General features: G+C 70.1%; 13 protein-coding genes. 7 read left to right on the plus strand and 6 right to left on the minus strand.

The annotated features are described in order from the left end of the window. Positions 1 to 37: 37 nt before the first annotated feature. Positions 38 to 1,267 carry a Gfo/Idh/MocA family protein gene (locus ITJ66_RS01790; protein ID WP_194643071.1) on the minus strand — a complete coding sequence of 410 codons (1,230 nt, stop codon included), beginning with the start codon at positions 1,265 to 1,267 and terminating at the stop codon, positions 38 to 40. A gap of 183 nt (positions 1,268 to 1,450) precedes the next feature. Here ITJ66_RS01790 and ITJ66_RS01795 point away from each other — a divergent pair, with 183 nt between their 5' ends. Then, positions 1,451 to 2,464: a LacI family DNA-binding transcriptional regulator gene (locus tag ITJ66_RS01795; RefSeq protein ID WP_228501431.1), complete on the plus strand. Its 1,014-nt coding sequence runs from the start codon at positions 1,451 to 1,453 to the stop codon at positions 2,462 to 2,464. A 36-nt stretch (positions 2,465 to 2,500) separates the two neighbouring features. Here ITJ66_RS01795 and ITJ66_RS01800 read toward each other — a convergent pair whose 3' ends face one another. Both ITJ66_RS01800 and ITJ66_RS01805 read right to left on the minus strand, forming a co-directional pair. After that, complete coding sequence (locus ITJ66_RS01800) at positions 2,501 to 2,935, minus strand: hypothetical protein (protein ID WP_137242792.1); 435 nt, start codon at positions 2,933 to 2,935, stop codon at positions 2,501 to 2,503. Between the two features lie 104 nt (positions 2,936 to 3,039). Then, the gene (locus ITJ66_RS01805; protein WP_194643073.1) at positions 3,040 to 4,344 is read right to left on the minus strand and encodes an esterase family protein; all 1,305 of its coding nucleotides are present in this window, start codon (positions 4,342 to 4,344) and stop codon (positions 3,040 to 3,042) included. A gap of 184 nt (positions 4,345 to 4,528) precedes the next feature. Between ITJ66_RS01805 and ITJ66_RS01810 the strand changes: the two genes are divergently transcribed. Next, positions 4,529 to 5,920 (plus strand): glycine--tRNA ligase, encoded by a 1,392-nt coding sequence (locus tag ITJ66_RS01810; RefSeq protein ID WP_137242790.1) that lies wholly within the window; start codon positions 4,529 to 4,531, stop codon positions 5,918 to 5,920. Between the two features lie 96 nt (positions 5,921 to 6,016). Here ITJ66_RS01810 and ITJ66_RS01815 read toward each other — a convergent pair whose 3' ends face one another. Then, positions 6,017 to 6,760: a dienelactone hydrolase family protein gene (locus ITJ66_RS01815; protein ID WP_085511333.1), complete on the minus strand. Its 744-nt coding sequence runs from the start codon at positions 6,758 to 6,760 to the stop codon at positions 6,017 to 6,019. Positions 6,761 to 7,011: 251 nt separating this feature from the next. On the opposite strand from ITJ66_RS01815, the gene ITJ66_RS01820 reads away from it, so the two are divergent. From ITJ66_RS01820 to ITJ66_RS01840, 5 genes are all read left to right on the plus strand, one after another. Continuing rightward, complete coding sequence (locus ITJ66_RS01820; protein ID WP_194643075.1) at positions 7,012 to 11,715, plus strand: type I polyketide synthase; 4,704 nt, start codon at positions 7,012 to 7,014, stop codon at positions 11,713 to 11,715. 35 nt (positions 11,716 to 11,750) lie between these two features. Continuing rightward, on the plus strand, positions 11,751 to 13,868 hold the full coding sequence (locus tag ITJ66_RS01825; protein WP_194643077.1) for an MMPL family transporter: 2,118 nt from the start codon (positions 11,751 to 11,753) through the stop codon (positions 13,866 to 13,868). Further along, positions 13,869 to 14,894 (plus strand): hypothetical protein, encoded by a 1,026-nt coding sequence (locus ITJ66_RS01830; protein WP_191940048.1) that lies wholly within the window; start codon positions 13,869 to 13,871, stop codon positions 14,892 to 14,894. After that, complete coding sequence (locus tag ITJ66_RS01835) at positions 14,887 to 15,561, plus strand: 4'-phosphopantetheinyl transferase superfamily protein (RefSeq protein WP_194643079.1); 675 nt, start codon at positions 14,887 to 14,889, stop codon at positions 15,559 to 15,561. Before ITJ66_RS01830 ends, ITJ66_RS01835 begins: the two co-directional genes overlap by 8 nt. A gap of 64 nt (positions 15,562 to 15,625) precedes the next feature. Then, complete coding sequence (locus ITJ66_RS01840) at positions 15,626 to 16,126, plus strand: DUF2087 domain-containing protein (RefSeq protein WP_194643081.1); 501 nt, start codon at positions 15,626 to 15,628, stop codon at positions 16,124 to 16,126. 539 nt (positions 16,127 to 16,665) lie between these two features. On the opposite strand, the gene ITJ66_RS01845 is transcribed toward ITJ66_RS01840, so the two are convergent. Together ITJ66_RS01845 and ITJ66_RS01850 are read right to left on the minus strand one after the other, a co-directional pair. Continuing rightward, a complete protein-coding gene (locus ITJ66_RS01845) occupies positions 16,666 to 18,297 on the minus strand; it encodes a beta-N-acetylhexosaminidase (protein ID WP_194643083.1) in 1,632 nt (543 codons plus the stop codon). Positions 18,298 to 18,412: 115 nt separating this feature from the next. Further along, positions 18,413 to 18,763, minus strand: coding sequence for a hypothetical protein (locus ITJ66_RS01850; protein ID WP_194643085.1), 351 nt, complete (start codon positions 18,761 to 18,763; stop codon positions 18,413 to 18,415). Between the last annotated feature and the right edge of the window lie 318 nt (positions 18,764 to 19,081).

The following is a 19,081-nucleotide window of genomic DNA, read 5'->3' on the forward strand; positions in this document are numbered from 1 at the left end:
TGATGCGGTGGTGATCGTGGTGCGGTGGGTGGTTCGGTCAGTGGTCGAGTGGGATCCAAGCGGCGCCTGCGTCGGCGCTCGCCGAGACCGCGGTGAGCACGCGCTGCACCATCAGGCCGTCGGCGAAGCCCGGTTCGGGCGCCCGGCCGGCGGCGAGGTCACGGGCGAGGTCGGCGACCTCGTGGACGAAGGTGTGCTCGTAGCCGAGGCCGTGCCCGGCCGGCCACCAGGCGTCCGCGTACGGGTGACCGGGTTCGGTGACGAGGATGCGCCGGAAGCCCGCCTCCTCGGCCGGGAGCGTGTGGTCGTGGAACTGCAGCTCGTTCATGCGCTCGAAGTCGAAGACCAGCGATCCGTCGGATCCGTCGACCTCGAGCCGCATCGCGTTCTTGCGGCCGGTGGCGAAGCGGGTGGCCTCGAAGGTCGCCAGGGCGCCGCCGTCGGTGCGGGCGATGAACACGACCGCGTCGTCGACGGTCACCCGGCCGGTGAGGGATTCCGCCGCGTCGCCATCCTCAGGATCGTCGCCCGCGGTGGCACTGAGGCCGCTCGACGAGGTGGGGAGCGGCCGCTCGGTGACGAAGGTCGAGGTCAGGGCACTCACGCCCGTCAGCTCCTGCCCGGTGACGAACCGTGCGAGATCGATGATGTGGGCGCCGAGGTCGCCGAGCGCACCGGAGCCGGCCTGGTCGGCGTCGAGTCGCCAGACGAGCGGGAAGGTGGGATCCGCGATCCAGTCCTGCAGGTACTGGGCCCGGATGTGTCGGATCGTCCCGAGGCGGCCGTCGGTGACGAGCCGTCGTGCATAGGCGAGCGCGGGGGTGCGTCGGTAGCTGAAGCCGACCATCGCGTGCACGCCGCGCGCCGCCGCCCGCTCGGCCGCGGCGTTCATCCGCTCGGCCTCCTCGAGCGTGTTCGCGAGCGGCTTCTCGCACAGGACGTGGATACCGGCGTCGAGCGCGGCGATCGCGATCTCGGCGTGGAGGTGGCCCGGGGTGCAGATGTCGATCACGTCGATGTCGCCACGGGTGAGGAGCGCTCGCCAGTCGGTCTCGACGTCGGCGATCCCGAACCGGTCGGCGAACGCGCGGGCGGCGTCGGCATCGCGACCGCTGACTGCGACGAGGTCGACCCGGCGGCCGAGGTCGAAGAAGCGGGGAGCGGTGGTCCAGGCCTGCGCGTGGATGGTGCCCATGAAGCTGTACCCGACGATCGCGACGCGCAGTGGCTGCTCGGACCGGTTGTCGTCCGTGGTCGGTACAGGCATCAGCACGGCTCCTTCGCCGGTCGAGGTCGGATCGCGCAGGCCGCAAAGTTAACCGGTTTACTGCGCGCTTCGGGAACCAGCATGCACCGCGTCGCCGGAGTCGTCAAGAAGCAATTTAACCGGTTTACCGAATCGTGATCCGTGAGAGACTGACCGGACAGCACCGCACCTGAACGGGGATCCATGGCAACGATGCGTGACGTCGCGCGACTCGCAGGGGTCTCGGTCGCCACGGTGTCGTTCGTCGTCAACGATTCGAAGCCGGTGTCCCCGGCCACCCGACTGCGGGTGGAGTCGGCGATGGTCGAACTGGACTTCCGCCGGAACGCGGTCGCCCGCGCGCTCGCGAGCCGTCGGACCCGGATCATCGCACTGCTGTTCCCGGTGCTCCAGCATCGACTGTCCGACAACGCGGCCCGCTTCTTCACCGGTGCTGCGGAGGCTGCGGCCGAGCTCGGGTACACCGTCGTCCTCTGGCCGGAGCCGAGCGACCCCGAGGCGCTTCGCGAGTTCACCTCCGATGGCCTCATCGACGGCGTCATCCTCATGGAGGTGCGGCTCGACGACCATCGGGTCGACCGTCTGCTCGCGGCCGGGACGCCACTGACGCTCATCGGTCGGACGCGCGACCCCTCCGGTCTCGACTACGTCGACGTCGACTTCGAGGGGATGGTCGAGTTGTCCATCGACCGGTTGCAGGCCCTCGGTCATCGGGAGTTCGCCCTGCTCGAGGAGGTCGAGCGGGCCGATCTCGACGGTTACGGCCCGGTGGTCCGCGTGCAGGAGACCTTCCACGCCGTGTGCGCGGCCCGTGGACTCCGCGCTCGGACGCTCCAGTGCACTCCCGATCCGGCCGGTGGTCGCGAGATCGCGGCGGCCCTCCAGGAGGAGGCGCCCGAGGTCACCGCCGTCCTCGTGCTCAACGATCGGGCGGCCCTCGGTTTCGTGAGCGAGCTCGGCAGGCGCGGCGTCTCGGTCCCCGACGACCTGTCCGTCGTCCTCGTCGCCTCCACACGAGAGGTGTCGGAAGCGGCCGACCCGGCACTCGCTGTCACGTTGCTGCCCGCCGCCCAACTCGGCAGGATGGGCGTCGAGACCCTCATCGGCCGTCTCGACGGCACCCTCGGTGAACTGCGTCACGAACTCGTCATGGGCGCCTTCCTCGAGGGCGCGTCCCTCGCGCCGCCGCCCGATTGAGTCATCTCGTCGCGTGAGCGGCCCTCGAGCGACCGGTCACCGCACCTCAGGGCGCCGGGAGGACTCCGCCGCTCGGTTCGCGATCGCCCGGTGCCGGGCCTGCCCGATCAGCGATTGGGTGTAAGCGACGCGGTTCATGGTGTCGTGCCGGGCGAAGTCGGTCGAGATCGGGACCTGCTCGGTGTAGGTGTACGGGCCGGCCTGGACGTTCACGGAGACGAACCCCGAGACGCGCCTCTCCTTCGCGAACAGGAACAGCAGGCTGAGGAAGAAGAACCAGATCAACACGATGACCAGCACGATGGCCCACGCCGGGGTGTGGGTGGTCGTCGAGGTCTGATCGCTCGACGTCACGTTGACGTCCGCGAGTGGCCACGTGCCGGCGGGGGTCATGATCACGTCCTCAGTGACCCTGATGTTGCCGATCTGGACGAGGAGGGGCTGTGGCATCGGCGGGAGCTGGGTGGTCATGGGCATCGACCATAACCAATCGGTTCAGATCGCCGCCGAAGTTCTCCACAGCCCACGATGGAGTGGAAGCCGGGTCCCCGTCCCAGTCCCCGTCCCAGTCCCCGTCACGGTCGTTGGAGGCCGATCCGCGGGTAGAGCGCGCGGAGCGTCTGGTTCAGCCCGCCCGTGAGCGAGCTGGCGCCGTGGTCGCCGCCCGGTATCGCGAAGGTCTGGACCTTCCAGCCGGCGGCCGTCGCGGTGGCTGCGGCGCGCCGCATCATGTCGGTGTAGACCGCGTCCGCCGTCCCCGCGGAGAAGAACGCCTCCGTGTCGGCGTACGTCGTCTTCGCCATGATGGTCGCCGGTTTGATCGCGTCGTACGCGTTCTGGTCGCCGTTGAACATCACGCGCAGGTTGTCCGCCGGGAGGCCGGCTCCGGGATACTCCTCACCCGAGACACTGACGACGTTGCCGAAGGTCTGCGGGTACTTGGCTCCGTAGTAGATCGCACAGCTGCCGCCGGCCGAGTACCCGGCCACCGTCCAATCCTTCGGCGACTGAAGGATGTGCAGGTTCGCCTTCGCCCAGGGGAGGACGTCCTGCGTGACGTACGTCTCCACCTTCCCGTACCGCCCGTCGATGCACAGCGGATCCACGGAAGGGTCGCCGAGCTGGTCCACGACGAGCGCGATGGGGGCGAGCCCCTGGTGGTCGGCGGCGATCGCGTCGAGCGCCTCGCCGATCCACTTCGCGTCGGGGTCACCCGGTTGTCCCATCATCATGAGGACGAACGGGAGCGCCGGGGGATCCTTCACGAGCGCGGCGGGTGGGTAGTAGACCTGCGCCGGGCGGGCGTTGAACCCGGAGTTCGTGTTCGGGATCCGGTCGCCCGTGGGAAGCGGGCCGAACCTGCCTGTCTTCGGCAGATCGGCCGGCGGCTTCCACGTCTCGTACAGCGGACGGGCCGGATCGCCGGTGGGCGTGCTCGTCGGCGTCACGAGGGTGATCGGCTTGCGGTTCTGGACGTGGAACATCGACCCGAGGGTGGTCTGGACGCCGTACGCGCCGTTGACGCCCAGCGCCGCGGTCGCGCCGAAGACGAGGATGCACGCGACGGCGATGACGCGCCGCTGCCACGAGACGCGCCAGCAGATCGTGAGGACGGCGAGCGCGATGCCGGCGAAGACGCCGATCAACCAGGGCTCCGCGGAGCGGATCAACGGCCCGCCGAAGAGGTTGAGCACGTCGAAGACCAGCCACACCGTCCCCAGGGCGAGGAGCGCGCCGGCCAGGAGGGCGATGGCGGCGCTCAGGTACCACAGCAACCCGGACCGACGGATGACGAGGTACAGCAGGCCGGCGATGCTGAGCCCGTCGAGCACCCAGACGAGTGGACCGTCGATGACGTCGAGGTTCCACAGCCAGTCCATCGATGCTCCATCCTGCGTACCGCGATGGTTGTCAGGCTAAGCGGCCGCCCTGAGCGGGACAAGGGCCGTTGGGCGTCCTCACGGGCTCGCCCATAGGATTGAGGGGTTCCGGGAGCGGGCGCCAGCCAGGCGTCAGCACCGGAAGGTACCGCCGCGTGGCAAGCGGCACGGAGGATCCACACCCATGGCAGAGCAGTCCCATCTCGAGTCCGTCATCACCCTGGCCCAGCACCGCGGCTTCGTCTTCCCGTCGGGAGACATCTACGGCGGTACGCGGTCTGCGTGGGATTACGGGCCCCTGGGTGTCGAGCTCAAGGAGAACATCAAGCGCCAGTGGTGGAACGCATTCGTCCGTGGCCGCGGCGACATGGTCGGTCTCGACTCCGCCGTCATCCTGCCCACCCCGGTCTGGGAGGCGTCCGGTCACGTCAAGGTCTTCAGCGACCCGCTCACCGAATCGCTCATCACCCACAAGCGGTACCGTGCCGACCACCTGTTCGAGGCGTACGAGGCCGAGCACGGCCACCCGCCGGAGAACGGCCTCGCCGACATCCCCGACCCCGAGCACCCCTCGAAGATCGGCCAGTGGACCGAGATCCGCCAGATGTCCGGCCTCCTGAAGACCTTCCTCGGCGTCGTCGACGACGAGTCTGGTCTCCACTACCTGCGTCCCGAGACCGCGCAGGGCATCTTCACGAACTTCGCGAACGTGCTGCAGACGGCCCGCAAGAAGCCGCCGTTCGGCATCGGCCAGATCGGCAAGGCGTTCCGCAACGAGATCACGCCCGGTAACTTCATCTTCCGCACCCGCGAGTTCGAGCAGATGGAGATCGAGTTCTTCGTCGAGCCCGGCACGGACGACGAGTGGCAGCAGACCTGGATGGACCTCTGCTGGGCCTGGTTCATCGACCTCGGCATGACGCCCGACAACATCCGTTGGTTCGAGCACCCGCAGGAGAAGCTGGCGCACTACTCGAAGCGCACCGTCGACATCGAGTACAAGTTCGGCTTCGCCGGCAGCGAGTGGGGCGAGCTCATGGGCGTCGCGAACCGCACCGACTACGACCTCAAGGTGCACGCCGAGCAGTCCGGCAAGGACCTCAGCTACTTCGATCAGGCCAAGAACGAGCGGTACATGCCGTACGTCATCGAGCCGTCGTTCGGTCTGACCCGTGCGCTCATGGCCTTCCTCGTCGACGCGTACGAGGAGCAGGAGCTGCCGCCGAACGCCAAGGGCAAGATCGAGAAGCGCACCGTGCTGCACCTCGACCCGCGTCTCGCGCCCGTCAAGGTCGCCGTGCTGCCGCTGTCCCGCAACGAGGCGCTGTCGCCGCTCGCCCGCCAGATCGGCGACGAGCTGCGCGGCTCGTGGAACATCGACTTCGACGACTCGGGTGCGATCGGCCGCCGCTACCGTCGTCAGGACGAGATCGGCACCCCGTACTGCGTGACCGTCGACTTCGACTCGCTCGAGGACAACGCCGTGACGGTCCGCGACCGCGACAGCATGCAGCAGGAGCGTGTCGCCATCGACGAGCTGTACGCCTACCTCGCCACCCGCCTCAAGGGCGCGTAGGCCTCCGCCGTTTCACACGAACGCCCGCTCGCCCATGTTTGGGCGAGCGGGCGTTTCTTCGCCCAAGAATGGGCGAGCGGATGCGGATCGCTCGGGCTAGGCGTTGCCGAGTGAGGTGTCGAGGAAGGCGAGCGTCTTCACCCAGGCGTCGGCGGCAGCGTCCTCACGGTAGGTGATCGTGTTGGTGTCGTTGAAGAAGGCGTGACCGGCGTCGGGGTAGACGGTCGCGGTGAACTCGACCCGTGCGTCCTCCATCGTCGTGGTCAGCTCGGGCAGGCTCTGCATGAGGCCCTCGTCCTGGTCGCCGTAGAACGCGAGGACGGGGCAGGCGATGCTCGTCACGGCCTCGGGCTCCGGCGGGTAGCCGTAGAACGGGACAGCGGCGCGGATGCGGCGGTCGGCCGCGGCGAGCGCGAAGCTGTAGCCACCACCGAAGCAGAAGCCGACGACGGCGACGCGGCCGTCGATCCCCTCCTCGTCGAACAGGGCGTCGACGGCCTTCCCCAGGTACCCGAGCGCCTCCTCGGCGTACTCGGGCGACTTCGAGGCCGAGAGCTTCTCCCGCAGCTTCGGCTGTGCCGCGGTCCTCGTCGCCTCGTCGCTGTTGAAGACGAGGCTCTCCAGCTCCGCACCGATCTCGGGCGTGACGCCGGCGCCACTCAGGATGTCGGGCGCGATGACGAGGTACCCCTCCGCGGCGAACCGGTCGGCGACGTCGGTGATGTGTGGGACGAGGCCCCAGATCTCGTGGATGAGCACGAGCCCGCCGCGGAGCTCGACGCCCTTCGGCGGGTCGGCGCGGTAGGCGGTGAGGCCCTTGGTCAGCGTGATGGTCGTCATATCGCCAGTGTTCCAGCCGACCCTCCGCACCGGCTGGGGGTTGCGCTGCCTCGCGAGTTATCCACAGATTCCGAACGAGCATCCGAACTGATGTTTCAGATGACTACAGTCGAGCTGTGGCGTGCCCACGGGCCGGCTCTCCTCACGGCGAGGCGGCCCCTGGACCTCGACCCACTCCGCTCGGAGTCGTCGACATGCCGACCTGCCCCCTCGTTCCATCCGCGATCAACACCCTCGGAGGTTCTCTCGTCGTGCCCGTTCGACCACTCGCCATCGTCGGCCTGTCCGCCCGCTTCGGTGGCGCGGCAGACGCTCACCAGTACTGGCGCAACATCCTGACAGCCCGGCGCAGCGGCTCCGCCGTCCCCCGCTCGAGATGGGATCACGCCTCCTTCTTCGCGCCGCACGACCCCCGAGCGGTGCATCACGCCTACTCCGACCAGGGGTCCTTCATCGACGACGTCGAGCAGTTCGCGGGAAGGCACTTCCGCATCCCACCCAGTCGCGCGCACGCGATGGACCCGCAACATCGCCTGCTCCTCGAGGCAGCGCGAGCCGCCTGGATCGACGCCGGGTTCGAACGTCGTCGCATCGACCGGTCGTCCATCGGCGTCTTCGTCGGGATGGCGGCGAACGACTACCGCGAACTCTCCTCGCTCCGCATCCGGACGCAGCTCCTCGGCGACGACTCGGTCCACGCGGAACGCGCCGGCCCCGACCTCACGGCGGCGATGGGCGCGCGCGTCGCCGGTGTGCGCCCGTTCCACGCGTTCTCGATGCCGGGATGCCTGCCCAACATGGGGCCGGCGCTGGTGAGCAGCACGCTCGACCTCGGCGGCCCGAGCTTCGCGGTCGACGCCGCGTGCTCCAGCAGCCTCGTCGCGCTCCACCAGGCGATCGCCGCCATCCGGTCCGGGCAGTGCTCGGCGGCGCTCGTCGGCGGTGTCAACCTCAGCCTCGTCCCGGACGCGATGGTCGCCTTCTCGCGGATCGGCGCGCTGTCACGGAGCGGGGTGTGCCGGCCGTTCGACGGCGATGCCGATGGATTCCTCCTGGGCGAGGGTGTCGGCATGATCGTCATCAAACCGCTTGAGGCCGCCATCGACGACCACGACGACGTCTACGCGGTCATCCGCGGCTCCGGGGTGTCCAACGACGGCCGGGCCGAAGGACCGATGACGCCGACGACGGACGGACAGCTGGCAGCACTCCGCCGGGCCTACGAGGACGCCGCTGCCGACCCCGCCGACCTGGGCGTCGTCGAGGCGCACGGCACGGCCACCCCGGTGGGTGACCGCACCGAGCTGGAATCGCTGGCGGCGCTGCGTCGTCTCGGGGCATCGCCGCGCCGGACCGCCACGGTCACGGCGGTGAAGGCGCTCGTGGGGCACACGATGGCGGCGGCCGGGATCGCCAGCATCGTCAAAGCGGCACTCATGGCGAGGCATCGGGTCGTCCCCGGGCAGCCCCGCCTGCGTTCGGAGGCGCACACCGAGGCCCTCCGAGACGGCCGCCTGGCGCTCGCCTCCCGCACCATCGATCCGGGCGACGACGCTCTGGGCCTGATCGGCGTCAGCTCGTTCGGGTTCGGCGGCACCAACGCTCACGTCGTGCTCGAATCACCGCCGGCGCGAGCAGGTCGAGTCCGTCGGCGTGCCGCCGGGGGACCGGCCGACGAAACGCTCCCGCACCTGCTCGTGTTCTCGGCCGCCGACCCCACGCTGCTCGGCGAGCACCTCCGTGCGGTCCTCGCCGTCCTCGAGGCCGCCGACGCACCGTCCATCGCCGGCCTCGCACGGACCCTGAGCTCCCGGTCGCTCGCGAGCACCCGTCTGGCGGTGGTGTGCCGCACCGCCGCCGAGCTGATCTCCGGGCTGTCGGCCGCCGTGGAGCAGCTCGCTAGCGGAGCCACCGGGGCGATCTCCGCGGACGTCTGCACCGGGGTCCGTGTCGACGAGGCCGCCCGGCGGATCGCCTTCGTCTTCCCCGGGCAGGGCAGCCAGACACCGCGGATGCAGTCGGACCTCCTCGATCAGTTCCCCGCCTTCCGCACAGCGGCCGAGACCTTGAACGAGCAGGTGCTCGACGAGACCGGGGTCGATGTGCTCGCGGCGCTCGTCGCGGCCGATGCCGACACCCCCTCCGGAATCGACCGTCTCACGTCCACCGAGGTCTGCCAACCCGCGCTCGCGGTGACGGCGATCGCCACCGTGGCGCTGTTGCGCGAGATCGGCGTGGAGCCCGACCTCGTCATCGGGCACAGTGTCGGCGAGCTGCCCGCCATGGCGACGGCGGGCGCGCTCGATGCGCCCGACGCCGTACGGCTCGCCGCGGTCCGCGGACACCACATGCGGTCGGCTGCGACGCGACCCGGCGACGGCATGACGGCCCTCGGCTGCGACGCCGAGCGGGCCGCAGCGCTCCTCAGTGGTATCGACGACGCGTGGATCGCAGCCGCCAACGACCCCCGGCAGACGGTGGTGAGTGGAACCGGCGAGGCCCTGCGCGCCGTCGCGGAACGGTGCGTCGAGCACGGGGTGTCGACCCAATCGCTGCGCGTCGCCACCGGGTTCCACTCGCCCCTGCTCGAGCCGATCCGGCCGGCCCTCGTGGCGGACCTGTCGCGATTCCGACCTCGCGCGCCGCAGGTCCAGCTCGTCTCCACCGTGACGGGCCGCACGGTGGAGACGGGCGAGGAGCTGGGCCGTCAGCTCGAGGAGAACGTCTTCTCCACGGTGCGGTTCCGCGAGGCGATCGAGTCGGCGTCCGCATCCGAGATCGGCGTCTACGTCCAGATCGGTGGGGGGTCGGCGCTGCTCGGGTCCATCCGACGCTCCCTGGGTGATGCGCCGGACGTGCATGTCATCCCGAGCAGCGCGTCGTCGCCGGACGACGCGGCGACCTTCCTCCGACTCATCGGTCGGCTGACGGTGCTGGGCGCCGACCTCGACCTGGCATCGCTCGTCCCACCAGACACCGCGGGTGTGGCGCTGCCGATCGCACCGCTGCCGACCGAGCCGTACTGGGTCGTCCGACCGGACGCTACCGCCCCGACGACCACACCCCGAGAACCCACATCCGAGCCGCACCGACCACCCTCCCCCCTCGAACAGGATCCCCACTCCATGCACCACAACCCTCACGACCTGCCGTCCTCCCCCATCGCCGGACGACCGTCGGCAGGACCGCCGATCCAGCCGCGAGCCGCCGACGCCCAGGCCGACCACCTGCCCGGACTGCTCGCCCTCATGAACCGCCAGCTGAGCCTCATCGAGGGTTCCGGGCGGGCCGGACATGCGCCCGCGTCGACGGATCCGTTCCGTTGGTCAACGGAACCCGGCTCGCCGCAGGCGGAGGTGGTCGCACGGTTGGGCCTCGCAGCCTCCCGGTCGCATCGTGCGGAGTCCGACGCGGTCATCCTCGGCATGGTGTCGCGCATCAGCGGGTTCCCGCTGGACCTGATCCGGCCGGACATGCACCTCGTCGAGCAGCTCGGATTCGATTCGCTGATGATGCGTGAGCTGATCACCCAGCTGCACACGGAGTGGCCATCGCTGCCGACCCCCGCCCAGCTCGGCGAGCGCTTCGCCGGGCGGCCCACGGTGGAGCAGGTGCTGGACGGTGTCGGCTCCTTGCTGCACCCGTTCGCCGAGGAGCCGCAGCACCGGCTCCCGCGGGTCGAGACGAAACCAGTGGCAGCCGCGTGCCCTGCGCCGGTCGACCGCCCGACCCGATGGACCGAGGCCGACGCCCGCATCGAGTGCTTCCCGGAGGCGGTCGCCATGCGGGAACGCCGGCAGCAGACGGACCGCAACCCCTACTTCCTGCTCCATGAGGGGATCATCGACGCGACGACGACGATCGGCGATGCCCAGCTCGTGAGCTTCTCGAGCTACAACTACCTCGGTGTCACCGGCCACCCCGTGGTCGCCGAGACGATCGCCGACGCCGTGGCCCGATACGGCAGCTCGGTGTCCGCCAGCCGGTTCCTGTCCGGTGAGCGCCCGATCCATGCCGAGCTCGAGCAGCAGCTCGCCGACCTCCTCCAGGTGGAGTCGGCGCTCACCCTGGTGAGCGGCCACGCGACGAACGTGAGCGTCATCGGGCACCTGGTGGAACCGGGGGACCTCATCGTCCACGACAGCCTCGCGCACGACAGCATCATCCAGGGGGCGAAGCTCTCCGGAGCCACCCGGCGGTCCTTCCCCCACAACGACCTGAACGCGCTCGACGACCTCCTCGGCGCGATCCGCAGCGGGTTCCGCCGAGTCCTCATCGTCGTGGAGGGCGTCTACAGCATGGACGGCGACCTCGTACCGCTTCCGCAGCTCATCGAGCTGAAGCGGCGGCACGGCGCACTGGTGCTCGTCGACGAAGCGCACAGCATCGGAACGGTCGGCGCCAACGGCGGCGGGGTCGGCGAACACTTCGGCGTCGACCGCTCGGACATCGACCTCTGGTGCGGCACGATGTCGAAGTCGCTCGCCGGATGCGGCGGCTACGTCGGTGGCACCGCCGCCGCGATCGACTACCTCAAGTACTCCGTGCCCGGGTTCGTGTACAGCGTCGGCATCACCCCGGCGAACGCGGCCGCGTCGCTCGCCGCCCTCCGGCTCATGCGCGACGAGCCCGAGCGCCTCAGCCGCCTGCGGCAGAACGCCGACCGCTTCCGCGAGACGGCCCGGGCCGCCGGCATCGACATCGGCGACAGTGCCGACTCGCCCGTCGTGCCGTGCATCGTCGGCAGCTCGGAACGGGCACTCGCCCTGGCGACGGCGCTCTTCGACCACGGCTTCAGCGTCAACCCGATCCTGTACCCGGCCGTGCCGGACGACCAGGCGCGGCTCCGATTCTTCATCACCGCGGAGCACACCGCCGAGCAGATCCAGCGGGTCGTGGACATCACGGCATCCGAACTCAACCGCATCACCCACGACATCGAGGTATCAGCATGACGAACCACTCCAGAACGACTCCCAGACGACGGGCGGTGATCACGCTCCTGATCGGCCTGGTGTTCGCGATCGTGGCGGGCATCGCGGGGGCCGACGTCCTCGACAACCTCAAGACGGGCGGGTTCGACGACCCGCAGTCCGACTCCGTGGCTGCAGCGGACGTGCTCGCCGACCGGTTCCCCGGCAGCGACCCGAAACTCGTCCTCGTCGTGGACGTCTCCGACGGACTCGACAGCGCCGCCGGCAGGGAGGCGCTCGACGACATCGTCGGCGCTGTTGACGATGTGGACGGCGCCAGCGTCACCGGCTCCTACGCCGAATCGGAGCAGCTGCGGAGCGACACCGACCGCGGCGTCGTGCTCGTGGCGCTCGCCGGAGACGAGGACACCGTGCAACGCGCGACCACCGCGCTCCGCGGGACGATCACCGAGGAGGTGACGTCGGCCACGGTCCGGTTCGGCGGCATCGCGGGGATCAACGACGACCTGAACGCGCAGGTCAAGACGGACATCATCGTCGCAGAGACGATCGCCATCCCGATCACCCTCGTGCTGCTGTTCTTCGCGTTCCGCGGTGTGGTGGCCGCGCTGCTGCCCGTCGGCGTCGCGGGCGTCACGATCCTCGGTTCCCTCGGCCTGCTGAACGTGGTCGCGCAGCTCACCTCGGTCTCCCTGTTCGCAGTCAACCTCGTCACCGCGTTGGGCCTCGGACTCGCCATCGACTACTGCCTGCTGTTCCTCACCCGCTATCGGGACGAACGCTCGGGCGGAGCCACCGACGAGGAGGCGTTGCGGATCGCTCGGCGGACGACCGGCCGGACCATCGTGTTCAGCGGCGTCGTCGTCGCCGCGGCGCTCGCCACGCTGATGCTGTTCGACCAGTACTTCCTGCGCTCGTTCGCCATCGCGGGACTCGTCATCGTGGCCTGCTCCGTGGTGGGCGCGGTCGTCCTGCTGCCCGCCGCCCTCACCCTCCTGGGTCGCCGGATCGACTGGGGCCGACTCCACTCGCGCCGTCCGGCCGGGGCCGAGGGCCGGTTCTGGTATCGGGTGGGCGACCACGCGTATCGCCGTCCGTGGTTGGCGGTGCCCGTGATCGCGCTGCTCATCGCCATGGCCGCGCCGTTCGCGCACGCGGAGTTCGGGGTACCCGACGAACGAGTACTCCCCGCCGACGCCGAGAGTCGTGTCGTGGCGGACATCATGCGGTCCGACTTCGACGTCGCCGAGGCGGACGCCGTCTCCGTCGTCACCGAGGACTGGGCGGGGACGGACCGCGAGCTGGACGAGTACGCCGCCGAACTCTCCTCGATCACGGGCGTCGAGGCCGTCACGACGTCCCTCGGCAGCTTCGTCGACGGACGCCTCGTCGTCCCGGCCGACGCGCGGACGGAGCAGCACTTCCGCGACGGTTCGGCGCTCTGGCTCCAGGTCGCGACCGACGTCGTCCCGTACTCGCCCGAGGGCTCGGAGCTCGTCCGCGACGTCCGTGCGGTGAACCCTGGAGCCGGCTCGACCGTCCTGGTCGGTGGCCTCGCGGCGCAGATGATCGACATCGGTGACTCCATCTCGGCGCGTCTGCCGTTCGCCGCCGCGGCCATCGCGCTCATGACCCTGATCATCCTCTTCCTGTTCACGGGGAGCGTGCTGCTCCCGATCAAGGCGCTGGTGCTGAACGTGGTCGGTCTGGTCGGCATCCTGGGCGTCATCGTGTTCCTCTTCCAGGACGGCAATCTGTCGGACGTGCTCGGCTTCACCCCGTCGCCCATCGCCATCTCGATCCCGATCCTGCTGTTCTGCATCGCCTTCGGGCTCTCGATGGACTACGAGGTGTTCCTCCTCGCGCGGATCCAGGAACGGTTCCGTGCCACGGGCGATCTCGCGGAGGCGGTGCGGAGCGGGCTCGGTGCGAGCGGCCCGATCATCACGGCCGCTGCGGCGATCCTCGCGGTGTCGTTCTTCGCCATGGCGACCTCCGGGGTGTCGATCATCAAGATGCTCGGCATCGGTACCGGTATCGCGATCCTCATCGACGCCATCCTGATCCGCGGCGTGCTCGTCCCGGTCTTCATGCGCGTCGCCGGACGATACAACTGGTGGGCGCCGCGGTGGCTCGCGGCGATCCACCGCCGCATCGGGATCACGGAGGGCTGAATGGACGCGCGGTTCAGCGGCCTGTCGGCCGATCACGACCTCTCGGCCGATCACGACCTCTCGGCGCTCGTGTCCGAGGCGGCTCGCGCGGCGAACGCCCACAACACGCAGCCGTGGGGCGTGGACCGTCAGGGCGACGAACTCGTCCTCCGCCGGGATCGCACTCGCACCCTCGGCGCGAGCGATCCGCGAGGACGCGACACGATGCTGTCGTTCGGGGCGTTCGTCGAGTCGCTCCTCATCTGCGCGGCGTCGGCCGGTGTCGGACTGGGCTTCGAGGCCTCGACCGGCGCTGACGCGGAGACCGAGGAGGTCGGCCGGTTCTCGCGCCACCCGGAGGGCTACCAGACGCGGTTCTCCTCGGCGGACGTCCGTGGGCGACGTGTCTGGCGAGGGCGATGGCGGGACGGCGCTCCCGGACCCGACCTCCTCCAGGAAGCCGCGGTGGAGACGGAGCGCATGGGCTTCCGGCTCGTCTCCATGCCGACACGGGCCGCGCGCCCGATCCTCGTGCGAGCCAACCGGTGGTTCTTCGGCGAGCAGGCGATCGTCGCCGAGCTCGATCAGTGGACCAGGCTTTCACCAAGACATCCGCGGTACGACGAGGACGGCCTCAACGACGCGATGCTCGTGCTGTCGAAGGTCGAACGAGCCGGCCTGCGGACGCTGATCAGCCCGCGGGTGTTCCGCGCGCTTCGCGGCGTCGGGCTGCCCGGGTTGTTGGCGAGGATGTCGGCCTCCGCGACCCAGGGCTCCGGCACTGTCCTCGGTGTCGTCGGACCCACCGGGGCCCGGCAGGAACTCGCCGCTGGGCGACTGCTCACCCGGCTCTGGCTCGGCTTTCAACGTCACGGCCTGTACGTGCATCCCCAGAGCGCGCCGCTCGACTGTCCGGAGACCCGGGCCATGCTCGACGAACGCTGGCAGGTCGCTCCGGACGAGCAGCTCGTCGCCTGGTTCCGGGTCGGCATCCCCGCCTCCGACCCCGCGGCGCGCGTGGCGTCCCCGCGTCGGTCGGGTGGCTGAATCCGCAGCCGCTGTGGTCGATGCGCTCCGGATGCAGGTTCCGCCGGGGGTCGTCGTCTCGGCGTCCGTCGGCACCGCACCCGGGCCGTTCCGGGCCCGTCCGACCTCGGCTGGTCGCAGCGCCGAATCCCGCTCGGCGCGCGACTGCGCCGGGGCGGCACTCGCAATGCTCGGCCAGCGCTCCACGGACATCCCCACGGGGGAGGGCGGGCAACCGGTCTGGCCGACCGGCTTCGTCGGGAGTCTCTCGCACTGCCCGGGTTTCACGGTCGCAGCCGTCGGTCACGTCGGTGTCGTGAGCGCCATCGGAATCGACGTCGAGGTGCACCGGCCCATCCGTCCAGCCGTCGCGGCGACGATCGTCTGCGGGAATGAGGCGTCCATGCTCACACGGCTCGCCTCGAGCCATCCGACCGTCGCGTGGAGCGCAGTGTTGTGGAGCGTCAAGGAGAGCGTCTTCAAGGCGTGGTACCCGCTCACCGGCCGATGGGTCGACTACACGGCGTGTGAGGTGGTGATCCACCCGGATCGGGGCTCGTTCGATGCGCGGGTCGTCGCGCCGGCCTGCCCGACAGCGCCGCGCACCTTCGCCGGACGATGGTCGGTGGTGGGCACCCACCTCTGCAGCGTCGTCATCGTCCCGGCCTCGCGGCGACAGGACGGGTGATCGGTTGATCCGGCCGACGCGGGTACCGTTGAGGACGATGTCGAAGACTGCAGGAGGAGGGGCCATGCCGGACGAGGAACGGACGACGACGGACTGGCGTGCACTGGCCGCCGCCCTCGCGAACGACGACGCCCGGACGGTGTACGCGCAACTCGTCCTCGGGCAGGAGCCCGACCTCGGCGCCACACAGCGTGCTGTGCGGCGGGCCGAGCAGAGCGTCCAGACGTTGTCTCGGGCGGGCCTGCTGGACGACGGCGGGCGCGTCTCGGGCGGGGTGTTCCGGGACCTCCTCGCGGCCGCCGCACCGCCGAAGCGCGAAGGAATCGACCGCTTCCTGGTCGACGGTCGGATCGTGCAGTACCCGTCGAATCCGGACGAGCGGCAGGCGCTGTTGCAGCGCGTCGCGGCATCAGCGCTCCAGCCGGGTGAGGTCGTCGACGAAACCGAGATCAACGAGCGACTGACTGCCTTCCACGACGACGTGGCTGTGCTTCGACGGTACCTCGTCGATGCGCAGCTCGTGGAGCGCACGCGCTCGGGGACCGAGTACGCGCTCGTCACCTGAGGCGGCCGCCCTTCGACAGGCTCAGGGAGCGCTATGCGCGAGGTTGGACCTCCTCCGGTCACTGAGCTTGTCGAAGTGCCCACGAGGATCTTGCGGGGCTGCCCTTCGACAGGCTCAGGGACCGGTGCGCGCGAGGCCGGACCTCCTCCGGTCACTGAGCTTGTCGAAGTGCCCACGAGGATCTTGCGGGGCTGCCCTTCGACAGGCTCAGGGGCCGAAGCGCGCGACGGTGGACCTCTTCCGGTCACTGAGCTTGTCGAAGTGCGCACGGGGTCTTGTGGGGCCGCCCTTCGACAGGCTCAGGGGCCGAAGCGCACGACGGTGGACCTCCTCCGGTCACTGAGCCTGTCGAAGTGCGCACGAGGGGCTTGCGGGGCCCTTCGACAGGCTCAGGGACCGGGTTGGGGGCTCGGGGACTTGGCGGGAGGCTTAGGGACCGACGGGAGGCTTAGAGACCGGGCGGGAGGCTTACGGACCAGGCGGGAGGCTTAGGGACCGACGGGAGGCTTAGAGACCGGGCGGCAGGCCCGCGGCCGGCGTCAGGCGCGGATGTCCTTCGTGAGTTCGGCGACGAGGGCGGCCCGCTGCTCGCGGGTGGACGGCCGACCTTCGGCGTCGGGACGCTCCTGCCACGGGAACGGTCCCGTGGCGCGGCGGTACTCGACCCCGAAGGCGTCGAGGCGGGCGAGGTGCTGCTGCAGCCGTGCCTCGAAGCCCGCGAGGTCACGCTCGCGGCCGACCCAGGCGACCTCGGCGAGGGCGCACAGCCGCGGGTACGCCTGGTAGTCGATGACGCGGGCGGAGTCCATGTGCTCGGTCCAGATGTTCGCCTGCACCCCGATGATGTGCTCGGCCTGCGCCTCGGTCAACTCCGCCGGCACCGGCTCGAAGGTGTACACCTCCGCGACCGTCAGCGGCGGGCCGACCGGGATCGGCTCACCCGGCAGCTCCGACTCGCGGTAGTCGAGGTAGACGCGGTCGTCCGGGCAGGCGATGACGTCGTAGCCCTGGCGTGCGGCGGCGACCGCACCGAACTCGCCGCGCCATGAGGCGACGGTCGCGTCCTTCGGCAATCCGCCGCCCTCGAGGATCTCGTCCCAGCCGTACAGGCGTCGGCCAGCGGCGGACAGGTGCGCCTCGAGCTGGCGGATGAACCACGCCTGCAGCGCTTCGACGGAGTCGAGCCCGCGCTCGGCCATGAGGGCTTGCGTTCGAGCGCTCGCCGCCCAGCGGGTCTTCTTCGCCTCGTCGCCACCGACGCCGATGAAGGTCGACGGGAAGAGCTCCATGACCTCGTCGAACACGGTGCGGAAGAACGCGACCGTCTCCTCGCCCATGTCGAGGATCGCCTCGTTGATGCCCCACCGTGTCCACACCGACGGCTCGTCCGCGTCCTGCGCCACGTCCGGCACACCCAGCTCGGGGTACGCGGCGATGATCGCTCGGGCATGGCCGGGCAGGTCGATCTCGGGGACGACCGTGATGGACCGCTCAGCGGCGTAGGCGACGATCTCGCGTAGGTCGTCCTTCGTGTAGAAGCCGCCGTGCGGGCGGCCGTCGCCGGGAGCGTGCCGCGCTGCGCCGTGCTGGCTCTCGGTCCGCCACCCGCCGACCTCGGTCAGCTTCGGGAACGCGTCGATCTGGATGCGCCAGCCCTGGTCGTCGGTGAGGTGGAAGTGGAGGACGTTGAGCTTGTGGCGCGCGGCGAGGTCGATGAACCGCAGCACGTCGGACGTGGGGAGGAAGTGGCGTGCCACGTCGAGCATGACGCCGCGCCACCCGAAGCGCGGCGCGTCGTCGATGGTCGTCGCCGGGACGGTCCAGTCGACGCCGGGGACGAGCGCACGGCGGTTGACCGCCGGGGGGAGGAGCTGGGTCAGGGTCACCGCACCGGAGAACGCGCCGGAGGCGTCGGCGGCGACGATGCGCACACCGTCCGCGTCCACCACGAGCCGGTAGCCGCCGGCCGCGACGGTGTCGTCGTGGATGAACGCGATGCTGTCGGTCCGCAGGTCGATCCGTGCGTCGAGGTCGAACCCGGTCGACGTCTGCAGCGCCCCGCGCAACCAGCGGGTCGCGGCCGTGAAGCGGCGGTCACCGCCGAGCCCGGTCGTCTCGCTCAGCGTGAAGGCGCCGTCGTGCTGCTGGATGGACACGGGCAGTGGAAGCATCGGTGGTTCTCTCCTCGAGTGCTGATGGGCCGTTCTCAGGACATCTGCGGCGCGGCTGGCCGGGAACCCGGTGACACGCCGGAGGACTCCTGAGAAAGGTCCCGGATGGTGGAGGTCAGGACGGGTGGTCGACGAGGGTGGTGAGCCGGTCGGCGATCAGCGTATCCGAGACGACGGTGAGCGGCGACTGTCCGGCCTCGGCGGCGAGCTCGGCGATGCTGCGGCCGACGAGCTCGCGGAGGTCGGGGTGCGATACCTGTGCGATGCGCACAGCGGACCAGTCGACGCGCTCGTCGAACGGCGGCTCGGCGAAGGCCCGTTCGAGTTCATCGACGACGGCGTCGTCACGGAGGCGGTCGATCACGGCGTCACCGCCACCGCCGGTCACCCAGGTGGGCAGCAGGGCGGTGAGGGCGGTGCCGCGGAGGACGCCGCCCGGGAGGATGGTGCCGGTGCCGTGATCCATGGGCCGCTCTCCAGTCATCGGGCGATTGCGCATGTTGCAACGGGGGTTGCGTCAATGCCCGACAACTGTAAAGGGTCCGAACAAACGTGTCAACGGTGTGGGGGCGGGGTCGCGGAGAGGGTTGCTCGGCACTTCGACAGGCTCAGTGACCGGGGATGGTGGCTCAGTGACCGGGGAGGGTGGCCCAGTGACCGGTGGCGGTGGGCCCAGTGACCGGTGGCGGATGGGCCCAGTCAGCGGGGAGGGTTGCTCGGCGCTTCGACAGGCTCAGTGACCGGGGGAGGGTGGGCCCAGTGACCGGTGGCCGGTGGGCCAGCG

Origin of the sequence: Plantibacter sp. VKM Ac-2885 (genome assembly GCF_015351205.1) — a bacterium.
GTDB lineage: Bacteria > Actinomycetota > Actinomycetes > Actinomycetales > Microbacteriaceae > Plantibacter > Plantibacter auratus.